This window comes from Mycobacterium sp. IS-1496 (assembly GCF_001499995.1).
In the GTDB taxonomy this organism is placed as follows: domain Bacteria; phylum Actinomycetota; class Actinomycetes; order Mycobacteriales; family Mycobacteriaceae; genus Mycobacterium.
In genome coordinates this window covers 125409-146162 of the sequence record NZ_LQIU01000034.1, presented here as the reverse complement: position 1 = coordinate 146162, position 20754 = coordinate 125409, and the positions used below count along the sequence as shown (strand labels likewise).

Below are 20754 nucleotides of genomic sequence, written 5' to 3'. Positions count from 1 at the left end.
TCTCGTGCCTACGACTCCCGGGCCACGTCGGCGACCGGCAGGCTCGCATGATGCGAGTGGCAGGCCTTCGGCGGTGACGGCGGCAGGTCGAGTGCCGGATTGCCGTCGAAGAAGCCGACCGGCTTGAGGTGGAAACCGGTGTACGCGCACGGCATCACCGGCCAGTCCTCGGGCCGCACCACGTGATGCGCACCCACGGTGTACCAGAGCACGATGTCGGTGTCCTCCAGCGCCGCATCGTCGGCGATGTACTGCGGCAGCCCCTGCATGTCGGCCGACTGGTACATGTAGTCGCCCGCGGCGTACAACTCCGCCGGGTCGTAGCGCGTGACCCACAGGTTGTGCTGGACGAACCGCGCCCGGTCGTAGATGTAGGACCCCTCCTGCACCATCACCGGCACCACGTCCTTCGGCGTCAGCTTGTAGGCCACCGGGGCGCCCAGTTCGTTGCGCTTCGACGGGTTGGCGATCTTCCAGTACCGCCCGGTCGACCAGTCCCAGTCCCGGGCGCCGTCGGCCTCCGAGGCCACCAGGGTGTCACGGGTGATCCACGCGTTGCGGTGCGGGTTGAGCTCCGGATCGGGTTCGGGGATCGAATCCACCTCGTACACACTGTTTCCGGCGCCGTCGATGCTCATGTCCAACCGGAAGTTGAAGAAGTGCTGGTGGTTCGGCCCGTAGATGCCGGGGGCCACCATCTTGCCGTGGCGTGGGTCGTCCCCGTCGGCCACCGCGCCGGTGGTCAGCACCCCGGACAGCTTGACCTCGACTTCCATCGACGCGTCGTTGTAGAAGTACCAGAAGAACCCGTACTCATAGTTGCCGACGGTGCAGATCATCGAGATCACCAGCCGACGCGACCGCCGCACCTCCACCTCACCGGTGCGGAAATCGGTGTGTTTCCAAGAGATCCCGTAGTCCTCCTCGTGCATGCAGATGGCGTTCGGGATCGTCACAGCATTGCCGGCCGAGTCGTTGACCGTCCCGTCGAAGTAGAAGATCTCACCCAGGCAGTCGCATCCGAGTGTCAGCGGGTTCGCCGAGAACCCCATCCCGACCTCACCCATGTCGAAGACGTTCTTGTTCCAGTGCGTCGGCGCGGTGTCGCCGTAGGGCACCACCATCTCCGACAGCGACGCCCGGTACACGATCGGCCGTGTCCGGCCGCGGTCGGTGTAGGTGACCTCGTGCAGCACGACGCCTTCGCGGGGGTTGAAACCGACGCGCATCGACCACTTCTGCCACTGCACCCGCCAGCCGTCGACGGTGAAACTCGGACCCTCCGGCTGAGTGATCTCGATCGGTTTGACGTCGTCGCGGAACTGCGTGAACGCGGGCCGGTTGTTCGGGTCGAACATGAACTGCTCGCTGTAGTTGCCCGCGGTCGGCGGCAACGGCACGACACCGTGGTCCTCGATGTCGATGACCCGCGTCGCGTCGAGGTCGAACGTGACGATCAACCCCTCGACGGGACGCGCGTATCCGTGTTCGGACGGTGCGGCCCGCATGAACGTCAGCGGCCGGCAGATGAGCGGCGAGTTGTCGTAGTGGTCCTGGCTGCCGTAGTAACCCGCGGGCCACGGGTCGATCATCGCGAGGCCGAAGTCGGTGACGCCGCGCTTGCGCATGGCTTCCTGCCACCGTGGGTCCTGCCGGACGACCTCCTCGACGCCGGTCATGTGCTCGACGAGATAGGACGGGAACCGGCCAGGCACCGCGCGCCACGAGTCGATGACCCGTGCGCCGAGGTCGACGACGGCCTCGCTGACGAGTTTAGCCGCCCCGTCGTACATGGTCGCGAAGGCCCGGCGGGGCACACCGTCGAGCCCTTCGAAGGTCAGCGCGGAGTTCTTGGCCGGCTCGGCGAGTGAGATCATCACGAATTTCAGTGTCGGCGTAGCGTATTCGGAGTCCATGATGATCGCCGCCGCCGCCTCGATCTCGGCGCCGCTGAGCGGGTCGAGGGGGTAGGCGACCGCGCCGTCTGTGGTCTCTGTGCCGGCCACGGTGCTGTCCATGGTCATTCGTTCACACCCCTTCAGGGCTGGTGTCGGATTTGTCGAGGTCGAGGACCGCCAGGTGCGCCAGCGCGTCGTCCTGGGTCATCTTGTGCGCCGAGCGGCGACCGAAGACGTAGACGACCAGGCCCAGCGCGAACATGCCCAGGCTGATGCCGCCGACCCACGTCATCCAGGTGGCGGCGGGCACGTCGATCCACGGTGTGACGAACGAGTAGTAGATGCCGCCGATGGTGCCCAGCGTGCCGACCACGACGGTGATCCACACGCCGGCCATCCCACCGGGGATGCGCCAGAACTGTTCGTTGACATAGCGATCGGCGTACTTCTTGCGGGCGATGATCACCGGGATCAGGAAGAAGAAGCCGGACAGCAGCCACACCGTCGACAGCCCGCCCTGCAGGTAGATGGTGACGTTGGCCATGCTGCTCTGCGAGTACAGGCCGACCAGGATCAGCGATGAGATGACGCCCTGGATCAGGATGGCGGTCACCGGGTTACGCGTGCGCGGATTGAGGTGGGTGAAGATGCGCGGCAGGTGACGCTCGAGACCGGAGACGAAGATGAGCCGCGAGTAGGCGACCTGGTAGGTCATCAACGCCACGATGATGATGAACGCCAGCACGACCGCGCAGACCTCCATCAGACCGGGGAAGCCGGCGACGTCGAGCATGCCGATGATGCCGGTGACCGGGTCGATCTCGTCACCGGGCAGCGCCATCATGGTGCCGAGCGTGGTGAGCAGGTAGATCGCGACGAGCGCGGTCGACCCCCACAGGATCATCCGTGGGCCGCTGCGGCGCACCGAGAGGAATTCCGCGCCCATGTTGTACGGGGTCTCGACGCCGAGCAGGTAGAGCAGCACCGTGCCGTAGAGGAAGCCGGCGACCGCGAAGTTCGGGATCGTCGCCTCTTCCCACGAGAACGGGGTGGCCGAACCGTTCTTCCCGGCGTAGAGCAGTCCACAGACGAAGATCGTCAGCGTCAGCACGCCGTAGACGACGAAGACGACGTTCATGATCCGTTGGTTGGCGGCGAGTTTGGCCAGCGCCAGGCCGATGACCGTCCAGAGGATCACCAGCTGCAGGATGATGCTCATGGTCAGCCCCAGTTCGGCGTGGAACGCCAGGAGCAGGAACTGCAGTACCACCGCCGGTGAGGATGCGGCGTTGAGGATCACCGGCACCCACGACAGGTAGCCGCCGATGAATCCCCAGGTCTCCCCCATGGTCCGGTAGGCCCAGATGTACACACCGCCCTGGCCCGGCCACAGGTTGCCGAGTTCCACCACGGCCATTCCCGCGGGGATCAGGAAGGTGAGGATGCCGAGCACCCACATCGGGATGGCCGTCCACCCCCCGGCGGCCATCACCGACGATCCGGTGACCCAGCAGATGATGAAGACGTATGCGGCCGTGAGCCCGAACGTGCTCATCACCTTGGGCAGGATCTGTTCGGGGACGAGTTCGGTGGTCATCAGGGCGTCGCGCCCCGGCGGCGGGGACGCCTCGAGTTCGGCGGTCATGGGTTCTCCCGAAAGGTGTTGTGGTTGAGGGACGTCAGTTGACGATCTGTCCGTCTTTCATCCGGACGACACGGCTCGCTTCGTCGGCCACCGTGGGGTCGTGGGTGCTGGCGACGACCGTGACGCCGAGCGTCGAACACAGGTCGCGCAGCATGCGCACCACCGTCTCCCCCGTGCGGTGGTCGAGATTGGCTGTCGGCTCGTCGGCGAGGACGAGCGCCGGGTTGCTGATCAAGGAGCGCGCGATCGCCGTGCGCTGCTGCTCGCCGCCGGACATCTTGGTCGGCTGGTGATGGATGCGGTGACCGAGGCCGACGAGCTCGAGCAGTTCGATCGCCCTGGTGCGCAACGCTTTGCGATCGTACGGTTCGAACATCAACGGAAGCTCGACATTCTCGACCGCCGACAGGAACGGGATCAGGTTGTAGCTCTGGAAGATGAACCCGATCGTGTCGTGGCGCAGCGCGGCGAACTGGCTCTCGGTCAGGGTGCGGGTGTCGCGGCCGGCGACGGTCACCGAACCCTTCGTCGGGCGGTCCAGCCCGCCGATGATGTTGAGCAGCGTGGACTTCCCGCTGCCGCTGGGCCCCATCAAGCAGACGAACTCGCCCGGCATCACCGTGAGGTCCGCGGCGACCAGCGCACGCACCACGTCGTCGCCGAGTTTGTGCAGTTTCCACACATCGGCGATCTCGATGACCGGCGGTGAGTGCGGGGTGGCCGTGTCGTGGTTCCGGCGTTCTTCGATGGCGGTCATGTCAGCCTCCTGCGGTCAGGGAGCGGATGGGCGGCCGCGACGCGGCCGCCCAGGTGGGCGGAATGCTGGTGGCCAGTGCCGCGACGGCGCTGACCGCGACGGCCGTCGCGACACCGGTGAGTAGGCCACTCGGCGCGACTCCCCCGGCGGCGAGGCCGGTGGCTCCGAGGACGATTCCCGCGACCACGGCCAGCCCCGCGCCGGCCAGCGCACCGAGCATCGCGGCGACGAGAGGTTCCACGAGCAGCGCGGCGACCACCGGCAGGCGGGGAATCCCGTTGGCGCCCAACACCCCGAGCTCGCGGGTGCGGTGCGCGACGGTGCGCGTGGTCGCCACGGCCACCTCCACGACACCGACCAGCAACACGCTGACGGCGATGAGGACGACGGCGCGGTTGATCTCGTCGGCGTGACCGAGTGACGCGGATTGCGCCCGGATCCCGCCGGACATCCCGAACACGATGACGACCAGGAACGCACCGGTCGCCGTCGTGACGGCGGGCAGCACCAGTTCACGGATGCGGCGGCGGGTGGACAACCAGCCGTAGGACAGTCCTCGACGGATCACTAGCGGGCCCCCAGCAGGTCGACCGGACGTTGCTGCAACAACCGGTGCACGGGTACGAGCGCCCCGACGATCGCCATCGCGGGGATGAACGCGGCGACCATGCCTGCGGCCTGCAGCCATGCGATCGGCGTCGCGATACCGGGAATGACCAGCGCGACAGCGCCTCCCGCGGCCAGCACTCCGACGACGTAGGCGGTGACGAAGACGAGTGCCGATTCGACGAGGAAGAAGTAGAGCACCTCGTCGGCGAGGCCGATGCTCGACATGATGCCGAACTCACGCTTGCGTTCGGCGACGGCGGCCAGGAACGACGACACCGCGATCACGAACCCGAGGGCCAGACCGATCGTCGAGATCAGGCCGAGCGTCGAACTCGTCACCTTGCCCGAGAACAGGGCGGAGAACTTCTGCTCGAACGACAGCGGTCCGTTGCCCCCGACCGTGTCGTAAATCAGACCTCCGCCGCCAGGATCCGGGGTCTGCGACGGGTCGGCGGTCGCGGCCAGACCGGTGGCCGCACCGAACGTCTGCGCGAGGTCGCGCCGGTTCTCCTGTCCCGCCGGTGCGCTGACGGTCCACCAGCCGTCGTCGCCGACCAGGTCATGGGCGACCGGGGTGGCGACCGTGACCGACTGACCCGCGCCGGAGACGGCGGCGACGAGGTCGTGGCCCCCGATGTCGACGTGGTCACCCGGGGAGACGCCGAGGCGGTCGGCCACCGCGTCACCGAAAACGGCTTGGCCCGAGAGGGCTTCGTCGGCGCCCTGCACCGACACCGGAGTTCCGTCGATCTCCGCGCGGCCCGACAGTGTCCGGGTGGCGCTCCACCCGGCGGGAACGTCGATGTCCGGGGCGGCGCCCCCGGCGATCAGCGCCCGGGTGTCCGGGTCGTACTGCACACCGGCAGCCGGCACCACCCACAGCTGCGCGTCACCGAGCACGTCGGTGACCGAATCCGCCCCCGTGATCGCGAAACTCGACGAGATCGTGCGCACCACCGTCACGCAGGCGATCGCCAGGGCGATGCCGAGAACGGCCAGCACGAAACGTGCGGGGCGGCGGCGGATGTTGGCCAGCGCGAAGCGGACGAGGCACCCGAAGGTGTTCCCGGAAGAGGAGACGATCAGCGGTGATCGTGCGGAAGTCGTTGCGTTGTTGACCTGACTGGTCTGCACGAGAAGAAATCGTCAGACCGTCGCGTTTCCCCTGCAGCAGCGCGCAGTGTCCGCGGCGTTAACTCCCGGCCGGTTCCGTTACGGCGCTGTGTCCCGTTCCTGAACCGCTCGATCGGCGGGCCCCATCACCTCGTCCAGCGCGACGGTGACGCGAAAGCCGCAGAGCACCAGGATGTGCAGCAGATACAGCCACAGCGCCAGAGCCGACACCGCGCCGACGATCGGCAGGCCGCCGAACGGCGCCGACCAGGGAATGGGGATCGCCAGGAACAGCACGAAGCCCTGCAGGAACCCGGCCAGGATGGCGCCGGTGCCGAACGCGCCGATCAGCAGCGGCCGCCAGGCCAGCCGGCCGGGACCGATCAACCCGAACACCCCCACCAAAGCGGTCGACACGGTGAGCCAGACGATGTGGAACGCCACCACGATGCCCCACATCAGCGACCATCCGCCGCGGTCGTAGAGCGGGCCGACGTAGGACGCCGATGCGAGCACGGCGAGCAACAGCAGCGGCGCCACCGCCGCCACGCCGAGCAGGCCGACGCGACCCCGCCATCCGGTGAGAGTGTCGGGCGCAGAGGACATCTGGACGAACGCACGGCGCAGCCCCTCGCCGTAGAGACTGGCCGGGAAGAGCACGACGAGGGCCTGCACCCAGGACATAGACAGAGCCACCGACGTGAGTGTGCGCAGTGCTTCGGGCGTGCCGTGCCCGCCGGGTAGACCGCCGATCGCGGCGTCGACCGCCGACCTGACGGTCGCGTGGCCGACCAGACCGCCGACCGCCCACAACGACGCCAACGCCAGCGGAGCGATCCCGATGATGCCGAAGAACGTCGCACCCGCCGCCCACAGCGACAGGTCGCTGCCCGGGAAGGTCCGGCGGACTTCGGTGGCGAGCACGCGTACCCGGCTCACCGCGCGCCCCGCCCTTGCGGATGCTGGCAGGCTGATGCCGTGAGCCCACGACCCCCGGCCGACGACGACGGCTGGTCCGCACTGCACGACGGCCTCCAGCCGTCGGGCGTGGCGCGCGGCTGGCTGCGGGTGGTGGGGGCGCTGGCCGCCGGGCCGGTGCTGCGGGTGCCTCCCGACCTGCTGTCGGCCGCGGGGGTGCTGGTGCTGGCCGGGGCGCTGGCCGCGGTCGCCGGGGCCGGGTGGCCGTGGCTCGCGGTGCCGCTGATCGTGGGCGCGGGAGTGCTCGACACCCTCGACGGTGCGGTCGCGCTGCGCACGGGACGGGCCCGGCCGCTGGGCGCGATCGTCGACGCGGTTGCCGACCGGATCGGCGATGTGCTGCTCGGCGCGGTGTTGGTGGCGCTCGGCGCGCCGCCGGACGAGGCGGCCGCGGCGGTCGTGCTGGTCCTGCTCCACGAGTACATCCGCTCGCGCGCCCAGGCGGTCGGCATGCCGGGGGTCGGCGCGGTGACCGTCGCGGAGCGACCGACCCGGCTGATCGTCGTCGCGTTGGCGGCGGGCGGGGCAGCGGCCTTCCCGGCCGGCCTGCCGCTGCTCGGATGGGGCTGGGGCACCACGTTCGCGGTCACGTGGACGGCGATCGGCGTCGTCGGGATGGTTCATCTGGCGGTCGGGGTGCGGCGCTCGACACCGCCGCGCTTCCCGCGGGCTCCATGAGACCGGCGACGATCTCGGCCGACATCAGCACCAGCGGGATGCCGCCGCCCGGATGCGCCGAGCCGCCGACCAGGTAGAGCCCGGGCAGACGGCTGCGGTTGGCCGGGCGGCGCAGCGCGGCGCGCGGTCCGTGCGACGCGGTGCCGTAGATCGTTCCGCCGGGCGCGCCGGTGCGGCGTTCCAGGTCGGCGGGGGTGATGACGTCGACGACCCGGATCCGGTCGCGAACGTCGGCGCCGCGTTCGGCCAGCAGGTCGAGCACACGGTGGGTGTAGTGCTCGCGAAGGCCGGGAGCGTCCCAGTCGACGCCGCCTGCCGGGTTGTGTGCGGGTGCGTTGACGAGCACGAACCAGTTCTCCGAATCGTCGTCGGGGCGCAGCGCCGGGTCGTCCGGTGCGTGCACGTAGATGGTCGGGTCGGGCACGGGGCGCGGTGCGCGCCCGAAGATCGCGTCGAACTCGGCGGCGTAGTCGCGCGGGAAGTAGATCCGGTGCGCCGGACCCGGCCGCCGCCCGGACAGGCCGAGCAGCACCACGAAGCCCGCCATCGACGGTGACCGCCCGCGCAGTCGCCGCCGCAACGCCCCGCCGGCACGTGGCGGCAGCAGACGGTCGTAGAGCACCCCGGCGTCGGCATTGCTGACCACCGCGTCGGCGCGGACCTCGACCCCGTCCACCCGCACCCCCGTCGCGCGCCCGTCCGACACCGTCACCGCGTCGACCGCGGCGCCGGTGTGGATCTCGACCCCGAGTGCGGTGCAGCGCTGTTCGATCGCCTCGACGATGCGGCGAAGCCCACCCGGCACGTACCAGGCGCCGAACTCCTGCTCGACGAACGCCGTCACCGACAGCACCGCCGGGGTGCGGCGTGGGTCGGAGCCGGAGTAGGTCGCATACCGGTTGAGCCACATCCGCATTCGCGGATCGGTCAGCATCCGGCGGCCCAGCCCGTCGATGCTCTGCCACGGCGCGACAGTCAGGAGGTCAGCCGGATTCACAGCCATCCGGGCCAGCGCGGGCAGCGACACCGGTCGCCGCAGCACCGGCTCACCGACCAGGTGCCACAGCCGCCGGGAGCGGGTGTGCAGGCGTCGCCATGATTCGCCGGCGCCGGCGCCGAAGGCCGCGTCGAACGCCGCGGGAACCCGCGTGCGGTCGAAGGGCAGGTCGAGTCGGGTGCCGTCGGCGAAGACGTAGGCGCACGCCGGGTCGACGGGGGCGAGCGGGAGATCGGCCGGGCCGCCGGTGTCGAGGAACAGCTGCTCGAGCAAGCCGGGCATGGTCAGCAGCGACGGTCCGGTGTCGAACGTGAAGCCGTCACGTTCGAGGACACCGAGTTTCCCGCCGACGGCGCTCGCGCTCTCGTAGACCGTGACGCGGTGGCCGGCCGCGCCGAGGCGCGCCGCGGCGGCGAGCCCGCCCAGACCCGCGCCGATGACCGCCACCGTGCTCATACCTTGCGGCCTTTCCACTGCAGGGTGCCGCGAATCTGACCGATCCATGACGACACCAGCAGCGCCAGCAGCGTCAGCACCGACACCGGGTGCGCGACCGCATCCCAGCGCCGACCGCACCACGGCGTCGCAAGGGCGCGGCCCACCACGGCGGCGGCGTAGCCGAGCGCACCGACGCGTGAGCCGGCCACAGCGGCGGCCGCGGGCACGACGTAGACCACCGTCAGCATGGCGCCGACCGCGAGCGCACCCAGCGGGGAGCCGAACGCCGTCCACAGCGACTTGCGGTACCCGTCGCGTAGTTCACGGCCGGTCGCGTACATCCGGCACGTCGCCAGTCGCGAGCCGTCGGCGAGCCCCGTCCGGCCACCGGAGACGCGCACCGCCCTCGCGAGCGAGATGTCGTCGAGCACCGCACCCGCCACCGACCCCCACCCGTCGGCGCCGGCCAGCGCGCCGGCCTCGACCACCAGGAACTGGCCGTTGGCCGCGGCCATGGACGGACGCCGCGAACGCTCGGCCAGACGCAGGGGAAGCGTGGTGAGCCAGGACCACGCCAGCAGCGGTTGCACCAGTCGGCCGGCGACACCGGCGGTGATCTGGTGCGGCCACGGCGAGAGCAGATCCAGCGGCCGCGGTCCGCGCAGCACGGCGATCGCGGCGGCCACCGCATGCGGGGCGAGCACGACGTCGGCGTCGACGAACACGAGGATCTCCCCTCGTGCCGCGGCGGCCAGCTGCGCGCAGGCGTGCGGTTTGCCGAGCCATCCCGGCGGGGGCTCGGCGCCGGCCAGTACGGTCACGCCCGACCCGGGCCCGGCGGTCCGGCGCACGACGTCGGCGGTGCCGTCGGTCGAGCGGTCGTCGAGTACGAGGATCTCCGCGTCGGACAGGCCCCGCTGCGCGAGCAGGGAGCGGATCGTCGGCGCGATGCGGTGCGCTTCGTCGCGCGCCGGAACCAGGATCGACACCCTCGCCGGCACCGGTGGTGGATCGTCGGGCGGGCGCCGCAGCAGGCGGAGGTTGACCAGCTGGTGCAGCGTGCCCACGCAGGCGAGTGACGAACCGATGACGACGAGTGCGCGCGACGTTTCGGCGAAGCGATCATCGGGCACCTTGGAAACTCTACGAAGTCACGTTCCGCCCGCGCAGGCGGCGTTCTGGCAGCGTTGCAGAAGTGGAGGTACACACCGTGGCGTTGGCCGTGCCCGTCGCGCCGGTGCGCCGAACGGCGGTGGTGTGGACGCTGGTGGCGGCCGCCATCCTGGTGCAGATCGCCTACCCGCTGATGCCTGACGCATGGCGCACCGAGGTGACGGTGGCGAGCGTGGTGGTCTTCTTCGTCGCGGCGGTCGCCGACGCCGCGCGGCTGCACGGTGTGGCCGGTGCGGCCGCCCTGGTGGCGGTGGCAGGCGGCGGCGGCCTGGCCGCCGAGGCGGTCGGGGTGGCCACCGGATGGCCGTTCGGGCCGTACGCCTACACCGGCACACTCGGCCCGGAACTGTTCGGCGTGCCGGTCGTCGTCCCGCTGGCCTGGGTGATGATGGCCTGGCCCGCGCTGGTGGTGGCCAGGACGCTGGCCGTACGGCCGGCCGCGGTCGTCGCGCTGGGCGCGGTGGCGCTCACCGTGTGGGACGTCTTCCTCGACCCGCAGATGGTCGCCGCCGGCCACTGGACATGGTTCGCCACCGTCCCGGGCCTGCCCCTCATCCCGGACATCCCCTGGACGAACTACCTGGGGTGGCTGATGGTGTCGACGGCGATCATGGCGTTGTTGAATCGGGCGCTGCCGAGGGAGCCTGCGCCGTCGGCGCCGGCCGCCGCGTTGTACCTCTGGGTGTACTTCTCCTCGGTGCTCGGGCACGCGGTGTTCTTCGGGCTGCCCGGCTCGGCACTGGTCGGCGGTCTGCTGATGGGCACGGTGGCGGTGCCGTTCGCGGTGGCGCTGGGCCGGCGGCGCCGCGACGGCGGGCTGGTGCCCGGGTGACCACATCGGCCGGCCGGGCCGCGCCGGGGCGGATGCGGCCGCGCCGCCTGGTCGTGCCCGATCCGCTGGCGCCGCGCCGGGTCCCCCCTGGCGCCGAGGCGATCGTCGTCGGCGGCGGTATCGCGGGGATCTCGGCTGCGGTGGTGCTCGCCGAGCGCGGCGTGGCCGTGACGGTGCTGGAGGCGGCCGATCACCTCGGCGGGCGTCTGGGCGCCTGGCCCGAACGTCTGCCCGACGGTAGCGAACAGAACGTCGAGCACGGGTTTCACGCCTTCTTTCGGCACTACTACACCTGGCGATCGGTGCTGCGGCGCATCGACGCCGACCTGTCCTTCCTCGCGCCGGTGCCGAGCTACCCGGTCATCTCCGCGACGTGGCCGGCCGAGAACCTGGCCGGTCTGCCTGCAGCGCCGCCGCTGAACCTCCTGGCGTTGGCGCTGCGGTCCAAGAGCCTGTCGCGGCGCGACCTGATGCGCGCCGACCCCGACGCCGGCCGGGCGCTGCTGGCCTACGACCGCGAGACCACGGTCGCCGAACTCGACACCACCGACGCCGCAACGTTTCTCGACCGGTTGGGGATGTCCGAGCGCACCAGGAGCATGCTGTTCGAGGCGTTCGCCCGGTCCTTTTTCTGCAACCAGGGCGAACTGTCGGCGGCCGAGTTGGTCGCGATGTTCCACTACTACTTCCTCGGCAACCCGGAGGGCATCGGCTTCGACGTGCCCACCACCGACCACGCGACCGCGATCTGGCATCCGTTGCGCGAGTATCTGACCCGGCTCGGCGCCGTCGTCCGGACGGGCACACCGGTCACCGAAGTCGAACCGGACGGGCACGGTTGGCGTGTCGGCAGCCGGGAGGGTGACCTGGTCAGCCGGCACGTGGTACTCGCCGTCGATCCGGGTGCCTTGCGCAGGCTGATCGGCAACTCCCCGGCGACCACCGCAGCGGCACCGTTGCTGTCGCAGCGTTGCGCGTCGCTCACCGTGGCACCGCCGTTCGCGGTGAGCAGGCTGTGGCTCGACCGCGACGTGGCGCCCGACCGCGCACCGTTCAGCGCGGTCACCGGACAGCCGACGCTCGATTCGGTGGCGGTGTACTCACGCCTCGAGGAACCGAGTGCGCGGTGGGCCCGCTCCACCGGCGGCTCGGTGATCGAATTGCACTCCTACGCATGCCCATTGACGGATGCCGACGCGGCGGCGCGGGCGCTGCGCGAGGAGCTGGCGGCGCTGTGGCCGGAGACCGCCGATGCGGTGGTGGTCCACCAGCACCACCTTCTGGAGGCGACGGCGCCGGCGTTCCCGCCCGGGTCGACGGGCACCCGGCCCACCGTGCGCAGCGACGCCCGCGGTCTGCGGGTGGCCGGCGACTTCGTCGAACTACCGTTCGTGGCCGGACTGATGGAGCGGTCGGCGGTGTCCGGAGTGCTCGCCGCCAACGACATCCTCGCCGAATTCGGCGCGGCGGCCGAGCCCGTCATCGGGGTCCCGCAGCGCGGACTGCTCGCCGGGGTGCCACGCCTGGGCGGCAGAACGCGAGGCTGAGAGGCCCTTCAGTCCTGGATGCGCCGCCAGGGCCGCGCCTGCTCGAGTTCGTAGGCCAGTTCCAGCAGTCGCCTCTCCTGGCCCACGGTGGACGCGAACATCATGCCGATCGGCAGCCCCTGGTCGGATTCACCGAGCGGCAACGAGATCGCCGGATCGCCGGTGGCGTTCTGCAGCGGTGTGAACGCCACCCAGTCGACCAACCGATCGATGATCTGCCGGTAGTCCGCCGTCGGGTCGAGGTGGCCGATCCGCGGCGGAGCCTCGGCCAGAGTCGGGGTCAGCACGACGTCGTGCTCACGCGCCAGACGCGCGGTGATGCGACGGGTGCGGGCCAACCGGGCGGTGGCGGCCGGCAGCCTGTGCAGGTTGCGCGCGGCGTGGGCTTCGAGGCCGAGCGTGAGGTTGTCGAGGCGGGTGCGGTCGAAGCCGGCACCGAACGTGCGGCGCCCACCCCTCACGAGCGCGAACGACAGAAACGACCAGTAGAGCAGGAAGTCGTCCATGAAGTGTCCGGGGATCGGGTTGTCGATCGGGGTGACGTGATGGCCCAGCTCCTCCAGCAGCGCAGCGGTTTTCATCGTCTCCTCGCGCACCTCGAGGCCGGCCTCACGGGCGATCGAGTGGGTGCAGACCGCGATGCGCAGCCGCTTCCCGCCGGGCGCGGTCACGTCGCCGATGGGCGGCAGTTTGGGGTTGCGGTACACCCGTTCCATCTCGCGGTAGAACGCGGCGGTGTCGCGGACCGAGCGGGTGACGACACCGTTGGCGACGATCCGCAGCGGCATCCGGCGCACATCGCGGTCGAGCGGTAGCCGGCCGCGGGACGGTTTGAGGCCGACCAATCCGTTGCAGGAAGCCGGAATTCGGATCGACCCGCCGCCGTCGTTCGCGTGCGCGATCGGGACCACACCGGCGGCGACGAACGCCCCGGAACCCGACGAGGAGGCGCCCGCGGTGTGGTCGGTGTTCCACGGATTACGCACCGCACCGAGTCGCGGGTGTTCGGCGGAAGCGGAGAACCCGAACTCCGACAACCGCGTCTTGCCCAGCGTCAGCAGACCGGTCGCCAGGTACGCGCGGGCGAAGTCCCCGTGCGCCACCGCGGGCCGTGGCTCCCAGGCATCGGTGCCCTGCATGGTCGGCATGTCGCCGACGGCGACGTTGTCCTTGATGAACGTCGGCACACCGTCGAAGTAGCCGCCGTAGGACCGGGGTGCGTCCGCCCGCGCCCTGGCCCGGTCGAACGCCTCGTAGGCCAGCCCGTTGAGCGCCGGGTCGACCGCTTCGGTACGCGCGATCGCCGCCTCGACGAGGTCGGCGCGTGACACCTGCCCCAGGCGGAGGGCCTCGACGATGCCGACGGCGTCCAGGTCTGCGAGCGCGTCGTCGGTGAAGGCGCTGATCCGTGTCATGACCCGACGGTACCAACACGTACCGCACCCTCTGCCGAGCCGCTGCAAAAGTGCCCCGGAACTCGGCGGTTCCGGGGCACTCTTACGACTGGTCGCGCGTCAGGCCTGGCCGACCTCGAACCGGACGAACCGGGTGACGGTGACGCCGGCCTCGTCGAGCAGGGCCTTGACCGTCTTCTTGCTGTCGGACACCGACGGCTGATCGAGCAGCACGACGTCCTTGTAGTAACCGGTGACCCGGCCCTCGACGATCTTCGGCAGCGCCTGCTCGGGCTTGCCCTCGTTGCGGGCCGTCTCCTCGGCGATGCGCCGCTCGTTTTCGACGACGTCCTCGGGCACGTCCTCACGGGTGAGGTACTTGGCCTTGAGCGCGGCGATCTGCAGGGCGACCGCGTGCGCGGCCTCCGACGAATCGCCCTCGTACTCCACGAGCACGCCCACGGCCGGCGGCAGATCCGCGGCGCGCTTGTGCAGGTAGGTCTCCACGGTGCCGTCGAAGTAGGCCACGCGGCGCAGTTCGAGCTTCTCGCCGATCTTGGCGCTCAGATCGGCGATGACCTGCTCGACCGTGGTGTCGCCGACCTTGGCGGCCTTGAGGGCGTCGATGTCGGCGGCCTTGGCGGCGGCCGCCGCGGCGACGATCTGATCGGCCACCGACTGGAACTCCGCGTTCTTGGCGACGAAGTCGGTCTCGGAGTTCAGCTCTATCAGTGCGCCGTCCTTGGCGGCGACCAGGCCCTCGGCGGTCGCGCGCTCGGCGCGCTTGCCGACGTCCTTGGCGCCCTTGATGCGCAGCAGCTCAACTGCCTTGTCGAAGTCGCCGCCGGCCTCGACCAGCGCGTTCTTGCTGTCGAGCATGCCGGCGCCGGTCAGCTCCCGGAGCCGCTTGACGTCGGCAGCGGTGTAGTTCGCCATGTAAGCCTTCCCTAGGGGTTCTGAGGGGCGGTGGGTTCGGTCTGGATGTCCGCCTCGGGCGTGCCGGGTGCGGCACCCGCCGCGGTCGGCGACGCCGTCGCGCCGGCGAGCAGTTCCTGCTCCCACTCGGCAAGCGGCTCGGCGGCCGGCCCATCCTGACCGGCCTCCGGCTTGTTGCCGTTACCGCCGCCGGCCCGGGCCTGCAGGCCCTCGGCGACCGCGGAGGCCACGACCTTGGTGAGCAGCGCAGCGGAACGGATCGCGTCGTCGTTGCCCGGGATCGGGTAGTCGACGACATCGGGATCGCAGTTGGTGTCGAGGATCGCGATGATCGGGATGTTCAGCTTGCGGGCCTCGGCGACCGCGAGGTGCTCCTTGTTGGTGTCGACGACCCAGACGGCCGAGGGCACCTTCTGCATGTCCCGGATACCACCGAGGCTGCGCTCGAGCTTGTTCTTCTCGCGGGTCAGCATCAGGATTTCCTTCTTGGTGCGACCCTCGAAGCCACCGGTCTGCTCCATCGCCTCGAGTTCCTTGAGGCGCTGCAGACGCTTGTGCACGGTCGAGAAGTTCGTGAGCATGCCGCCCAGCCAGCGCTGGTTCACATAGGGCATGCCGACGCGGGTCGCCTCTTCGGCGATGGACTCCTGCGCCTGCTTCTTGGTGCCGACGAACATGATCGAGCCGCCGTGCGCGACGGTCTCCTTGACGAACTCGTACGCCTTGTCGATGTAGGTCAGCGTCTGCTGCAGATCGATGATGTAGATGCCGTTGCGGTCGGTGAAGATGAACCGCTTCATCTTGGGATTCCAGCGACGGGTCTGGTGCCCGAAGTGGGTGCCGCTGTCGAGCAGCTGCTTCATGGTTACTACAGCCATGATGGCCATGTCCTCTTGTTGTCGGTTGCCGCCCGGCGTCGGGTGACGCTGGGCCCTGGTGACTGCTGGAGTGCCGGACCCGTCTGGGACGGGACCGCCGGCATCCGGTACGACTCTTCGGTCGAGGTGCAGACACGCGAAGTCAGCCCGCACGAAGCGAACTGCAGGTAGGAGTTTACACCGTCGGAACAGGTGCTTTGTCCACAGCGGAGGCCCGCTCCACAGGGCGGCGGCGAACCCGTGGCGATTCTTGCAGAAACCGTCTGAACTGGTCCGATGCGGTTGGCGGCGGTGCTGATGACGGTCGCGGCGGTGCTGGCGGCCCCGGTGCGCGCCGACCCGGCAGCGGCCGACGCCGGCAGGTTGGACTGGCCGCTGCGGCCGCGCCCTGCGGTGGTGCGGACGTTCGACGCGCCCACACCGAACTGGCAGCGCGGCCACCGCGGGGTCGACCTGGCCGTCGCGCGCGGGCAGTCCGTGTACGCGGCGCAGGCCGGCACGGTGGTCTTCGCCGGCGAACTGGCCGGGCGGCCCCTGGTGTCGGTCGCCCACCCCGGCGGCCTGCGCACCAGCTACGAACCGGTGCGGCCGTCGGTGCGGGCGGGACAGGCCGTTCGGGCCGGCACGGTGCTCGGCGAGGCGCTGGGCGGCCACCCCGGGTGCGCCGCCGACGCCTGCCTGCACTGGGGGGCGATGTGGGGTCCCGCGTCGCGCTCGGCGTACGTCGACCCGCTGGGACTGTTGGAGACGACGCCGGTCCGGTTGCTGCCGCTTCGCCCGTAGCGATTTCGGTGTCGTTCGGCGCGCTCAGCGCAACCGATCACGCCGAAATCGCGAGACACTCGAGTTCATGATCGCCAGCGCCACCCACCGGTCGCGTCCGCTGCGGTTCGGGCTCACCACCGCACTGCCCCGCGACGGGTCGGACACCCGGCGGTTCGCCCGCGCGGTGGAGTCGGCGGGTTTCGACGTGCTCACCGTCGCCGACCACCTGGTCGAACCGGTCGCGTGCGGGATCGCGCATGACCGCGATGCGGTTGCTCAGGCCGTTGGGCCCGAACTGTCGGCGAACCGCTCAAGTCGCCATTCGTGCTGCTGGGCATTCCTGCGACTCAGAGTCGTCATCGACGATCACGGTCACGACCAGCGAACACCAGTACTTCTCACGTGACAGCGTATTGTTCCGGGCCATAGGGCCACTTGGTTACCTCGTTGTCCGGACCGCATATTGACTGCCTGGCATCACCGCGCCACGGTGGTAATGCCACTACTAGCCATCAGCACAAGTGGGCGTCCGCTGCATCGATAAGCGCGATCACATCCGGGATCGACATTTCCAACCCCATTACCGACTGAACACGGGAGATCGTCGCATAAGTCTGCCCTTGGCCTGAGTACCACTCACGGTTGTACTCTCCGTGGGCGGCGATGGTGTCGCAAGCCAAGTCGCCGAGAGTTGCTGACTGCCCATAGGTCATGTATTCGTGCACCGTGCTGCGGACCTGCGCCGCATAGGTCAGTTCATCGGCGCTGGCTAGTGGTGCCGACAAAAGCATGACAGTGCAACTGAGCGCTGCTGCCGCAGCAGCACAACCGAGCTTGTCGGCGCTCTTTGTATTCGGCATAGCTACCCCCGGGGCAGAACTGGCAACAGTGACTCTAGACGAGCTACGGCTCCTTCGACTGGAACAATGCTTAGCCATTGCAACACTCCTCGATCAAGAGGGGTGTTGCATCGATCCCTTGAAACCGCCGCCGTCTTGGCAGCGGGGATGCTGTTTCGCGCAACACCCGCAGCGCGACACCCGCAGCGCAGCATGCGACGTCACGCGCGAGGGTGGGCCTGGTCGTGCACGGCGCGCAGCCGCTCGACGGTGACGTGCGTGTAGAGCTGGGTCGTCGCGAGCGTCGAATGGCCGAGCAGTTCCTGCACGATCCGCAGGTCGGCGCCGCCTTCGAGCAGGTGCGTGGCGGCGCTGTGCCGCAGACCGTGCGGGCCGATGTCGGGTGCACCGTCGACCGCACCGACGGTCTGGTGCACGACGGTGCGGGCCTGACGCGGGTCGAGGCGCCGCCCGCGCGCGCCGAGCAGCAGCGCGGGCCCCGACTCGGGTGTGGCCAGCGACGGACGCCCGCCGGTCAGCCAGGCTCGCAGTGCCTTCTCGGCCGGTTCGCCGAACGGGACGGTGCGCTGCTTGTCCCCCTTGCCGAGTACGCGCAGCAGCCGCCGCGAGGTGTCGACGTCGTCGATGTCCAGTCCGCACAGTTCGCTGACGCGGATCCCGGTGGCGTAGAGCATCTCGACGATCAGCCGGTCGCGCAGGGCGAGCGGATCACCCTGCTGCGCACCGAGATTCGCGGCATCGAGCGCGTCACGCGCCTGGTCGCGGCGCAGCACGGCCGGCAACGTCCGACGCGCCTTCGGCACCTGCAGCCGGGTGGCCGGGTCACCCGTCATAAGCCCGCGCCGCACGGCCCACGCGGTGAACGTCTTCACCGCCGACGTCCGCCGGGCCAGCGTGGTGCGCGCGGTTCCGTCGGCGGCCTGCGCGGCGAGCCAGGCGCGCAGCACCGGCAGGGTCAGCGACGTGAGGTCGGCGCCGGGCGTCCGCGCGTCGAGGAACGCCAACAGGGAGCGCAGGTCGCCGAGGTACGCGCGCCGGGTGTGCTCGGAGCGGCCCCGCTCCAGCGCGAGGTACTGGTCGAACTCGTCGAGGACGGACTGCACGCCCCTACCGTGGCAGAGCCGCCACGGGTGTCTAGCCGACGCGCCGCAGCGTGTCCGGGGTGAGATCGGCCAGCGTCGGATAGCCGTCGACGGCCATGGTGAGGTCGGCTTCGGCGAGCAGCGAGCGCAGGACGTGGACGACACCCTCGACGCCGCCGAGCGCCAACCCGTAGGCGTACGGCCGGCCGATGCCCACCGCGGTGGCGCCCAGGGCCAGCGCCTTGACGATGTCGGAGCCGCTGCGGATGCCGGAGTCGAACAGCACCGGCAGCCCGTCGGCGGCCTCGACGACGCCGGGCAGGCAGTCGATCGCGGGCAGGCCGCCGTTGGCCTGGCGGCCGCCGTGGTTGGAGCAGTAGATGCCGTCGACGCCTTCGTCTTTGGCGCGCCGGGCGTCGTCGGCGTGGCAGATGCCCTTGACGATCAGGGGCAGCTTGGTCAGCGAACGCAGCCAGGGCAGGTCATCCCAGGTCAGCGGATTGCCGAACAGCGACACCCACTTGAACACCGCACCCTGCGGGTCCTCCTCCGGTGGCTTGGCGAGGCCCGCGCGGAACACCGGGTCGCTGGTGTAGTTGGCCAGGCAGCGCCCGCGGAGCTGGGGGAAGTTCGACGTCGACAGGTCGCGGGGCCGCCACCCGGGCACCCAGGTGTCGAGGGTGACGATGATCCCCCTGTAACCGGCGGCCTCGGCGCGCTGCACCAGGCTGGCGGCGAGGTCCCGGTCGGTCGGGGTGTAGAGCTGGAAGAAGCCCGGCGTCTCCCCGAACTCGGCGGCGACGTCTTCGAGTGGGTCCTCGGTGAGCGTGGACACCACCATCGGCACCCCGGTGCGCGCGGCGGCGCGGGCGGTCGCGAGGTCACCGTGCCCGTCCTGCGCGCAGATACCGATGACCCCGATGGGGGCCATGAAAACCGGTGAGGGCAAGGACAATCCGAAGAGGTTGACCGACAGGTCGCGTTCGCGGGTGGCACGGAACATCCGGGGCACGAGACCCCAGTTGTCGAAGGCCGTGCGGTTGACCCGCTGCGTGCGTTCGTCGCCCGCCCCGCCCGCGACGTAGGAGTACACCGACGGCGGCATCGCGGATTGGGCCTTGGCCTCCCAGTCCGCGAACGTCATCGGCAGGTTCGGCACGATGCCGGACAGCCCCTGCAGGTAGACCTCGAGTTGGTAGTCGCCGAATGCCATGCCCGTCAGCGTGCCAGCCTCGGCACCGGCGGGGGCGCAGACTCGCGTGGCTCAGTCCGCCGCTTCGGCCTTGGCCAGTTCGGCCTTCCACTGCCGGAACGTCTCCTCGGTACGGCCGCGCCGCCAGTAACCGGAGATCGACGACGCCCACTTGGCCTCCACACCGCGCTCCTTGCGGATGTAGGGCCGCAGATTGTGCATGACGGCCTGGGCCTCACCGTGGATGAACACCTGCACCTGCCCGGGCAGCCAGGTCGCCTCCTTGACCGCCGTGATCAGCGGGGCGTTGTCGCCGGCGGCCTCCTCGGGGACCAGATCCGCGCGTCCGCCCCGGTAGACCCAGCTGACCGTGACGCCTTCCGGCGCGGCCAGCGGAATCTCGTCACCGGGACCCGCGACCTCGACGAACACGTGGCCGACGGCATCGGAGGGCAGCGCTTCGAGCACGGCGCCGATGGCGGGCAGGGCGGCCTCGTCGCCGGCGAGCAGATGCCAGTCGGCCGCTGGATCGGGGCTGTAGGCGCCGCTCGGGCCAGCGAGGTAGGCCGGTTGGCCCGGCTGCGCCGACGCGGCCCACGGACCGGCGACCCCGTGCTCCCCGTGGACGACGAAGTCGATGGTGACCTCGCCGCGCTCCGGGTCGGCCTTGCGCACGGTGTAGGTCCGCACCACCGGCTGCTTCTCCGGTGGCAGTTCCTTGAAGCTGTCCAGGGTCAGCGGCATCTGGAGCCCGGCCACGTCGACGCTGTCCGGGACGATCACGAGCTTGACGTAGGCATCGGCGAACTCGTTGGGCGTGAAGGTGTCGAAGCCGGACTTCGTTCCGTTGCCACCGAGCACCACCCGGATCATGTGTGGTCCCAGCTGCTCCGTGCGCACCACTTCGAACCTGTGCACCGGTCGTCCCGCCACAACTGCCTCCCAACTCTCGACTGTCCCCCGACGATACGAGCGGGCCCGC

The 20754-nt window shown here is 70.1% G+C and carries 20 protein-coding genes; 5 read left to right on the top strand and 15 right to left on the bottom strand.

Annotated features, from left to right (window positions below; all coding sequences use genetic code 11):
• Positions 1–8: 8 nt before the first annotated feature.
• From AU195_RS17750 to AU195_RS25965, 6 genes are all read right to left on the bottom strand, one after another.
• Positions 9–2024, bottom strand: coding sequence for a primary-amine oxidase (locus AU195_RS17750; protein ID WP_059160361.1), 2016 nt, complete (start codon positions 2022–2024; stop codon positions 9–11).
• A gap of 4 nt (positions 2025–2028) precedes the next feature.
• On the bottom strand, positions 2029–3543 hold the full coding sequence (locus AU195_RS17745) for an APC family permease (RefSeq protein ID WP_059160360.1): 1515 nt from the start codon (positions 3541–3543) through the stop codon (positions 2029–2031).
• 34 nt (positions 3544–3577) lie between these two features.
• A complete protein-coding gene (locus AU195_RS17740) occupies positions 3578–4300 on the bottom strand; it encodes an ABC transporter ATP-binding protein (RefSeq protein WP_059160359.1) in 723 nt (240 codons plus the stop codon).
• 1 nt (position 4301) lies between these two features.
• Complete coding sequence (locus AU195_RS17735; protein ID WP_059160358.1) at positions 4302–4868, bottom strand: FtsX-like permease family protein; 567 nt, start codon at positions 4866–4868, stop codon at positions 4302–4304.
• Positions 4868–6043 (bottom strand): FtsX-like permease family protein, encoded by a 1176-nt coding sequence (locus AU195_RS17730; protein WP_059160357.1) that lies wholly within the window; start codon positions 6041–6043, stop codon positions 4868–4870. Before AU195_RS17730 ends, AU195_RS17735 begins: the two co-directional genes overlap by 1 nt.
• A gap of 78 nt (positions 6044–6121) precedes the next feature.
• Positions 6122–6961, bottom strand: coding sequence for a YhjD/YihY/BrkB family envelope integrity protein (locus AU195_RS25965; protein WP_172800620.1), 840 nt, complete (start codon positions 6959–6961; stop codon positions 6122–6124).
• A 39-nt stretch (positions 6962–7000) separates the two neighbouring features.
• Here AU195_RS25965 and AU195_RS17720 point away from each other — a divergent pair, with 39 nt between their 5' ends.
• Positions 7001–7678 (top strand): CDP-alcohol phosphatidyltransferase family protein, encoded by a 678-nt coding sequence (locus AU195_RS17720; protein WP_216636393.1) that lies wholly within the window; start codon positions 7001–7003, stop codon positions 7676–7678.
• On the opposite strand, the gene AU195_RS17715 is transcribed toward AU195_RS17720, so the two are convergent.
• Together AU195_RS17715 and AU195_RS17710 are read right to left on the bottom strand one after the other, a co-directional pair.
• On the bottom strand, positions 7587–9131 hold the full coding sequence (locus AU195_RS17715; RefSeq protein WP_082703103.1) for a phytoene desaturase family protein: 1545 nt from the start codon (positions 9129–9131) through the stop codon (positions 7587–7589). The two genes, AU195_RS17720 and AU195_RS17715, sit on opposite strands and share 92 nt — an antisense overlap.
• Positions 9128–10246, bottom strand: a complete 1119-nt coding sequence (locus tag AU195_RS17710) for a glycosyltransferase family 2 protein (protein ID WP_059160355.1) — start codon at positions 10244–10246, stop codon at positions 9128–9130. The genes AU195_RS17715 and AU195_RS17710 overlap by 4 nt, the downstream gene beginning before the upstream one ends.
• Positions 10247–10308: 62 nt before the next feature.
• Between AU195_RS17710 and AU195_RS17705 the strand changes: the two genes are divergently transcribed.
• Together AU195_RS17705 and AU195_RS17700 are read left to right on the top strand one after the other, a co-directional pair.
• Positions 10309–11118 (top strand): carotenoid biosynthesis protein, encoded by an 810-nt coding sequence (locus AU195_RS17705; protein WP_286149319.1) that lies wholly within the window; start codon positions 10309–10311, stop codon positions 11116–11118.
• Entirely contained in the window at positions 11115–12665 is a 1551-nt protein-coding gene (locus AU195_RS17700) for an FAD-dependent oxidoreductase (RefSeq protein WP_286149317.1), read from the top strand. The genes AU195_RS17705 and AU195_RS17700 overlap by 4 nt, the downstream gene beginning before the upstream one ends.
• A gap of 8 nt (positions 12666–12673) precedes the next feature.
• Here AU195_RS17700 and AU195_RS17695 read toward each other — a convergent pair whose 3' ends face one another.
• The 3 genes from AU195_RS17695 to rpsB form a co-directional block, all read right to left on the bottom strand.
• A complete protein-coding gene (locus AU195_RS17695; RefSeq protein WP_059160353.1) occupies positions 12674–14080 on the bottom strand; it encodes an amidase in 1407 nt (468 codons plus the stop codon).
• Positions 14081–14179: 99 nt separating this feature from the next.
• Positions 14180–14995, bottom strand: coding sequence for a translation elongation factor Ts (gene tsf, locus AU195_RS17690; protein ID WP_059160352.1), 816 nt, complete (start codon positions 14993–14995; stop codon positions 14180–14182).
• Between the two features lie 11 nt (positions 14996–15006).
• Positions 15007–15873, bottom strand: a complete 867-nt coding sequence (gene rpsB / locus AU195_RS17685) for a 30S ribosomal protein S2 (RefSeq protein ID WP_059160443.1) — start codon at positions 15871–15873, stop codon at positions 15007–15009.
• Between the two features lie 276 nt (positions 15874–16149).
• Between rpsB and AU195_RS17680 the strand changes: the two genes are divergently transcribed.
• Both AU195_RS17680 and AU195_RS26240 read left to right on the top strand, forming a co-directional pair.
• Positions 16150–16656, top strand: a complete 507-nt coding sequence (locus tag AU195_RS17680; RefSeq protein ID WP_059160351.1) for a M23 family metallopeptidase — start codon at positions 16150–16152, stop codon at positions 16654–16656.
• A 67-nt stretch (positions 16657–16723) separates the two neighbouring features.
• Entirely contained in the window at positions 16724–17044 is a 321-nt protein-coding gene (locus AU195_RS26240) for a hypothetical protein (RefSeq protein WP_059160350.1), read from the top strand.
• A gap of 106 nt (positions 17045–17150) precedes the next feature.
• Here the strand turns inward: AU195_RS26240 and AU195_RS17670 are convergent, their stop codons facing one another.
• From AU195_RS17670 to AU195_RS17655, 4 genes are all read right to left on the bottom strand, one after another.
• Positions 17151–17498: a hypothetical protein gene (locus AU195_RS17670; protein ID WP_157531171.1), complete on the bottom strand. Its 348-nt coding sequence runs from the start codon at positions 17496–17498 to the stop codon at positions 17151–17153.
• A gap of 200 nt (positions 17499–17698) precedes the next feature.
• Positions 17699–18601: a tyrosine recombinase XerC gene (locus AU195_RS17665; RefSeq protein ID WP_059160348.1), complete on the bottom strand. Its 903-nt coding sequence runs from the start codon at positions 18599–18601 to the stop codon at positions 17699–17701.
• Positions 18602–18632: 31 nt separating this feature from the next.
• On the bottom strand, positions 18633–19793 hold the full coding sequence (locus tag AU195_RS17660) for a lactate 2-monooxygenase (RefSeq protein WP_059160347.1): 1161 nt from the start codon (positions 19791–19793) through the stop codon (positions 18633–18635).
• Between the two features lie 51 nt (positions 19794–19844).
• The gene (locus AU195_RS17655) at positions 19845–20705 is read right to left on the bottom strand and encodes a siderophore-interacting protein (RefSeq protein WP_059160346.1); all 861 of its coding nucleotides are present in this window, start codon (positions 20703–20705) and stop codon (positions 19845–19847) included.
• Between the last annotated feature and the right edge of the window lie 49 nt (positions 20706–20754).

What these genes read in the sequence shown, in the direction of transcription:
- AU195_RS17740 (WP_059160359.1), bottom strand. Translation starts at nt 4,300, where the DNA reads ATGACCGCCATCGAAGAACGCCGGAACCACGACACGGCCACCCCGCAC.
- tsf (WP_059160352.1), bottom strand. Translation starts at nt 14,995, where the DNA reads ATGGCGAACTACACCGCTGCCGACGTCAAGCGGCTCCGGGAGCTGACC.
- AU195_RS17750 (WP_059160361.1), bottom strand. Translation starts at nt 2,024, where the DNA reads ATGACCATGGACAGCACCGTGGCCGGCACAGAGACCACAGACGGCGCG.
- AU195_RS17680 (WP_059160351.1), top strand. Translation starts at nt 16,150, where the DNA reads ATGCGGTTGGCGGCGGTGCTGATGACGGTCGCGGCGGTGCTGGCGGCC.
- AU195_RS17670 (WP_157531171.1), bottom strand. Translation starts at nt 17,498, where the DNA reads ATGCCGAATACAAAGAGCGCCGACAAGCTCGGTTGTGCTGCTGCGGCA.
- AU195_RS17660 (WP_059160347.1), bottom strand. Translation starts at nt 19,793, where the DNA reads ATGGCATTCGGCGACTACCAACTCGAGGTCTACCTGCAGGGGCTGTCC.
- AU195_RS17695 (WP_059160353.1), bottom strand. Translation starts at nt 14,080, where the DNA reads ATGACACGGATCAGCGCCTTCACCGACGACGCGCTCGCAGACCTGGAC.
- rpsB (WP_059160443.1), bottom strand. Translation starts at nt 15,873, where the DNA reads ATGGCTGTAGTAACCATGAAGCAGCTGCTCGACAGCGGCACCCACTTC.
- AU195_RS17745 (WP_059160360.1), bottom strand. Translation starts at nt 3,543, where the DNA reads ATGACCGCCGAACTCGAGGCGTCCCCGCCGCCGGGGCGCGACGCCCTG.
- AU195_RS17715 (WP_082703103.1), bottom strand. Translation starts at nt 9,131, where the DNA reads ATGAGCACGGTGGCGGTCATCGGCGCGGGTCTGGGCGGGCTCGCCGCC.
- AU195_RS26240 (WP_059160350.1), top strand. Translation starts at nt 16,724, where the DNA reads ATGATCGCCAGCGCCACCCACCGGTCGCGTCCGCTGCGGTTCGGGCTC.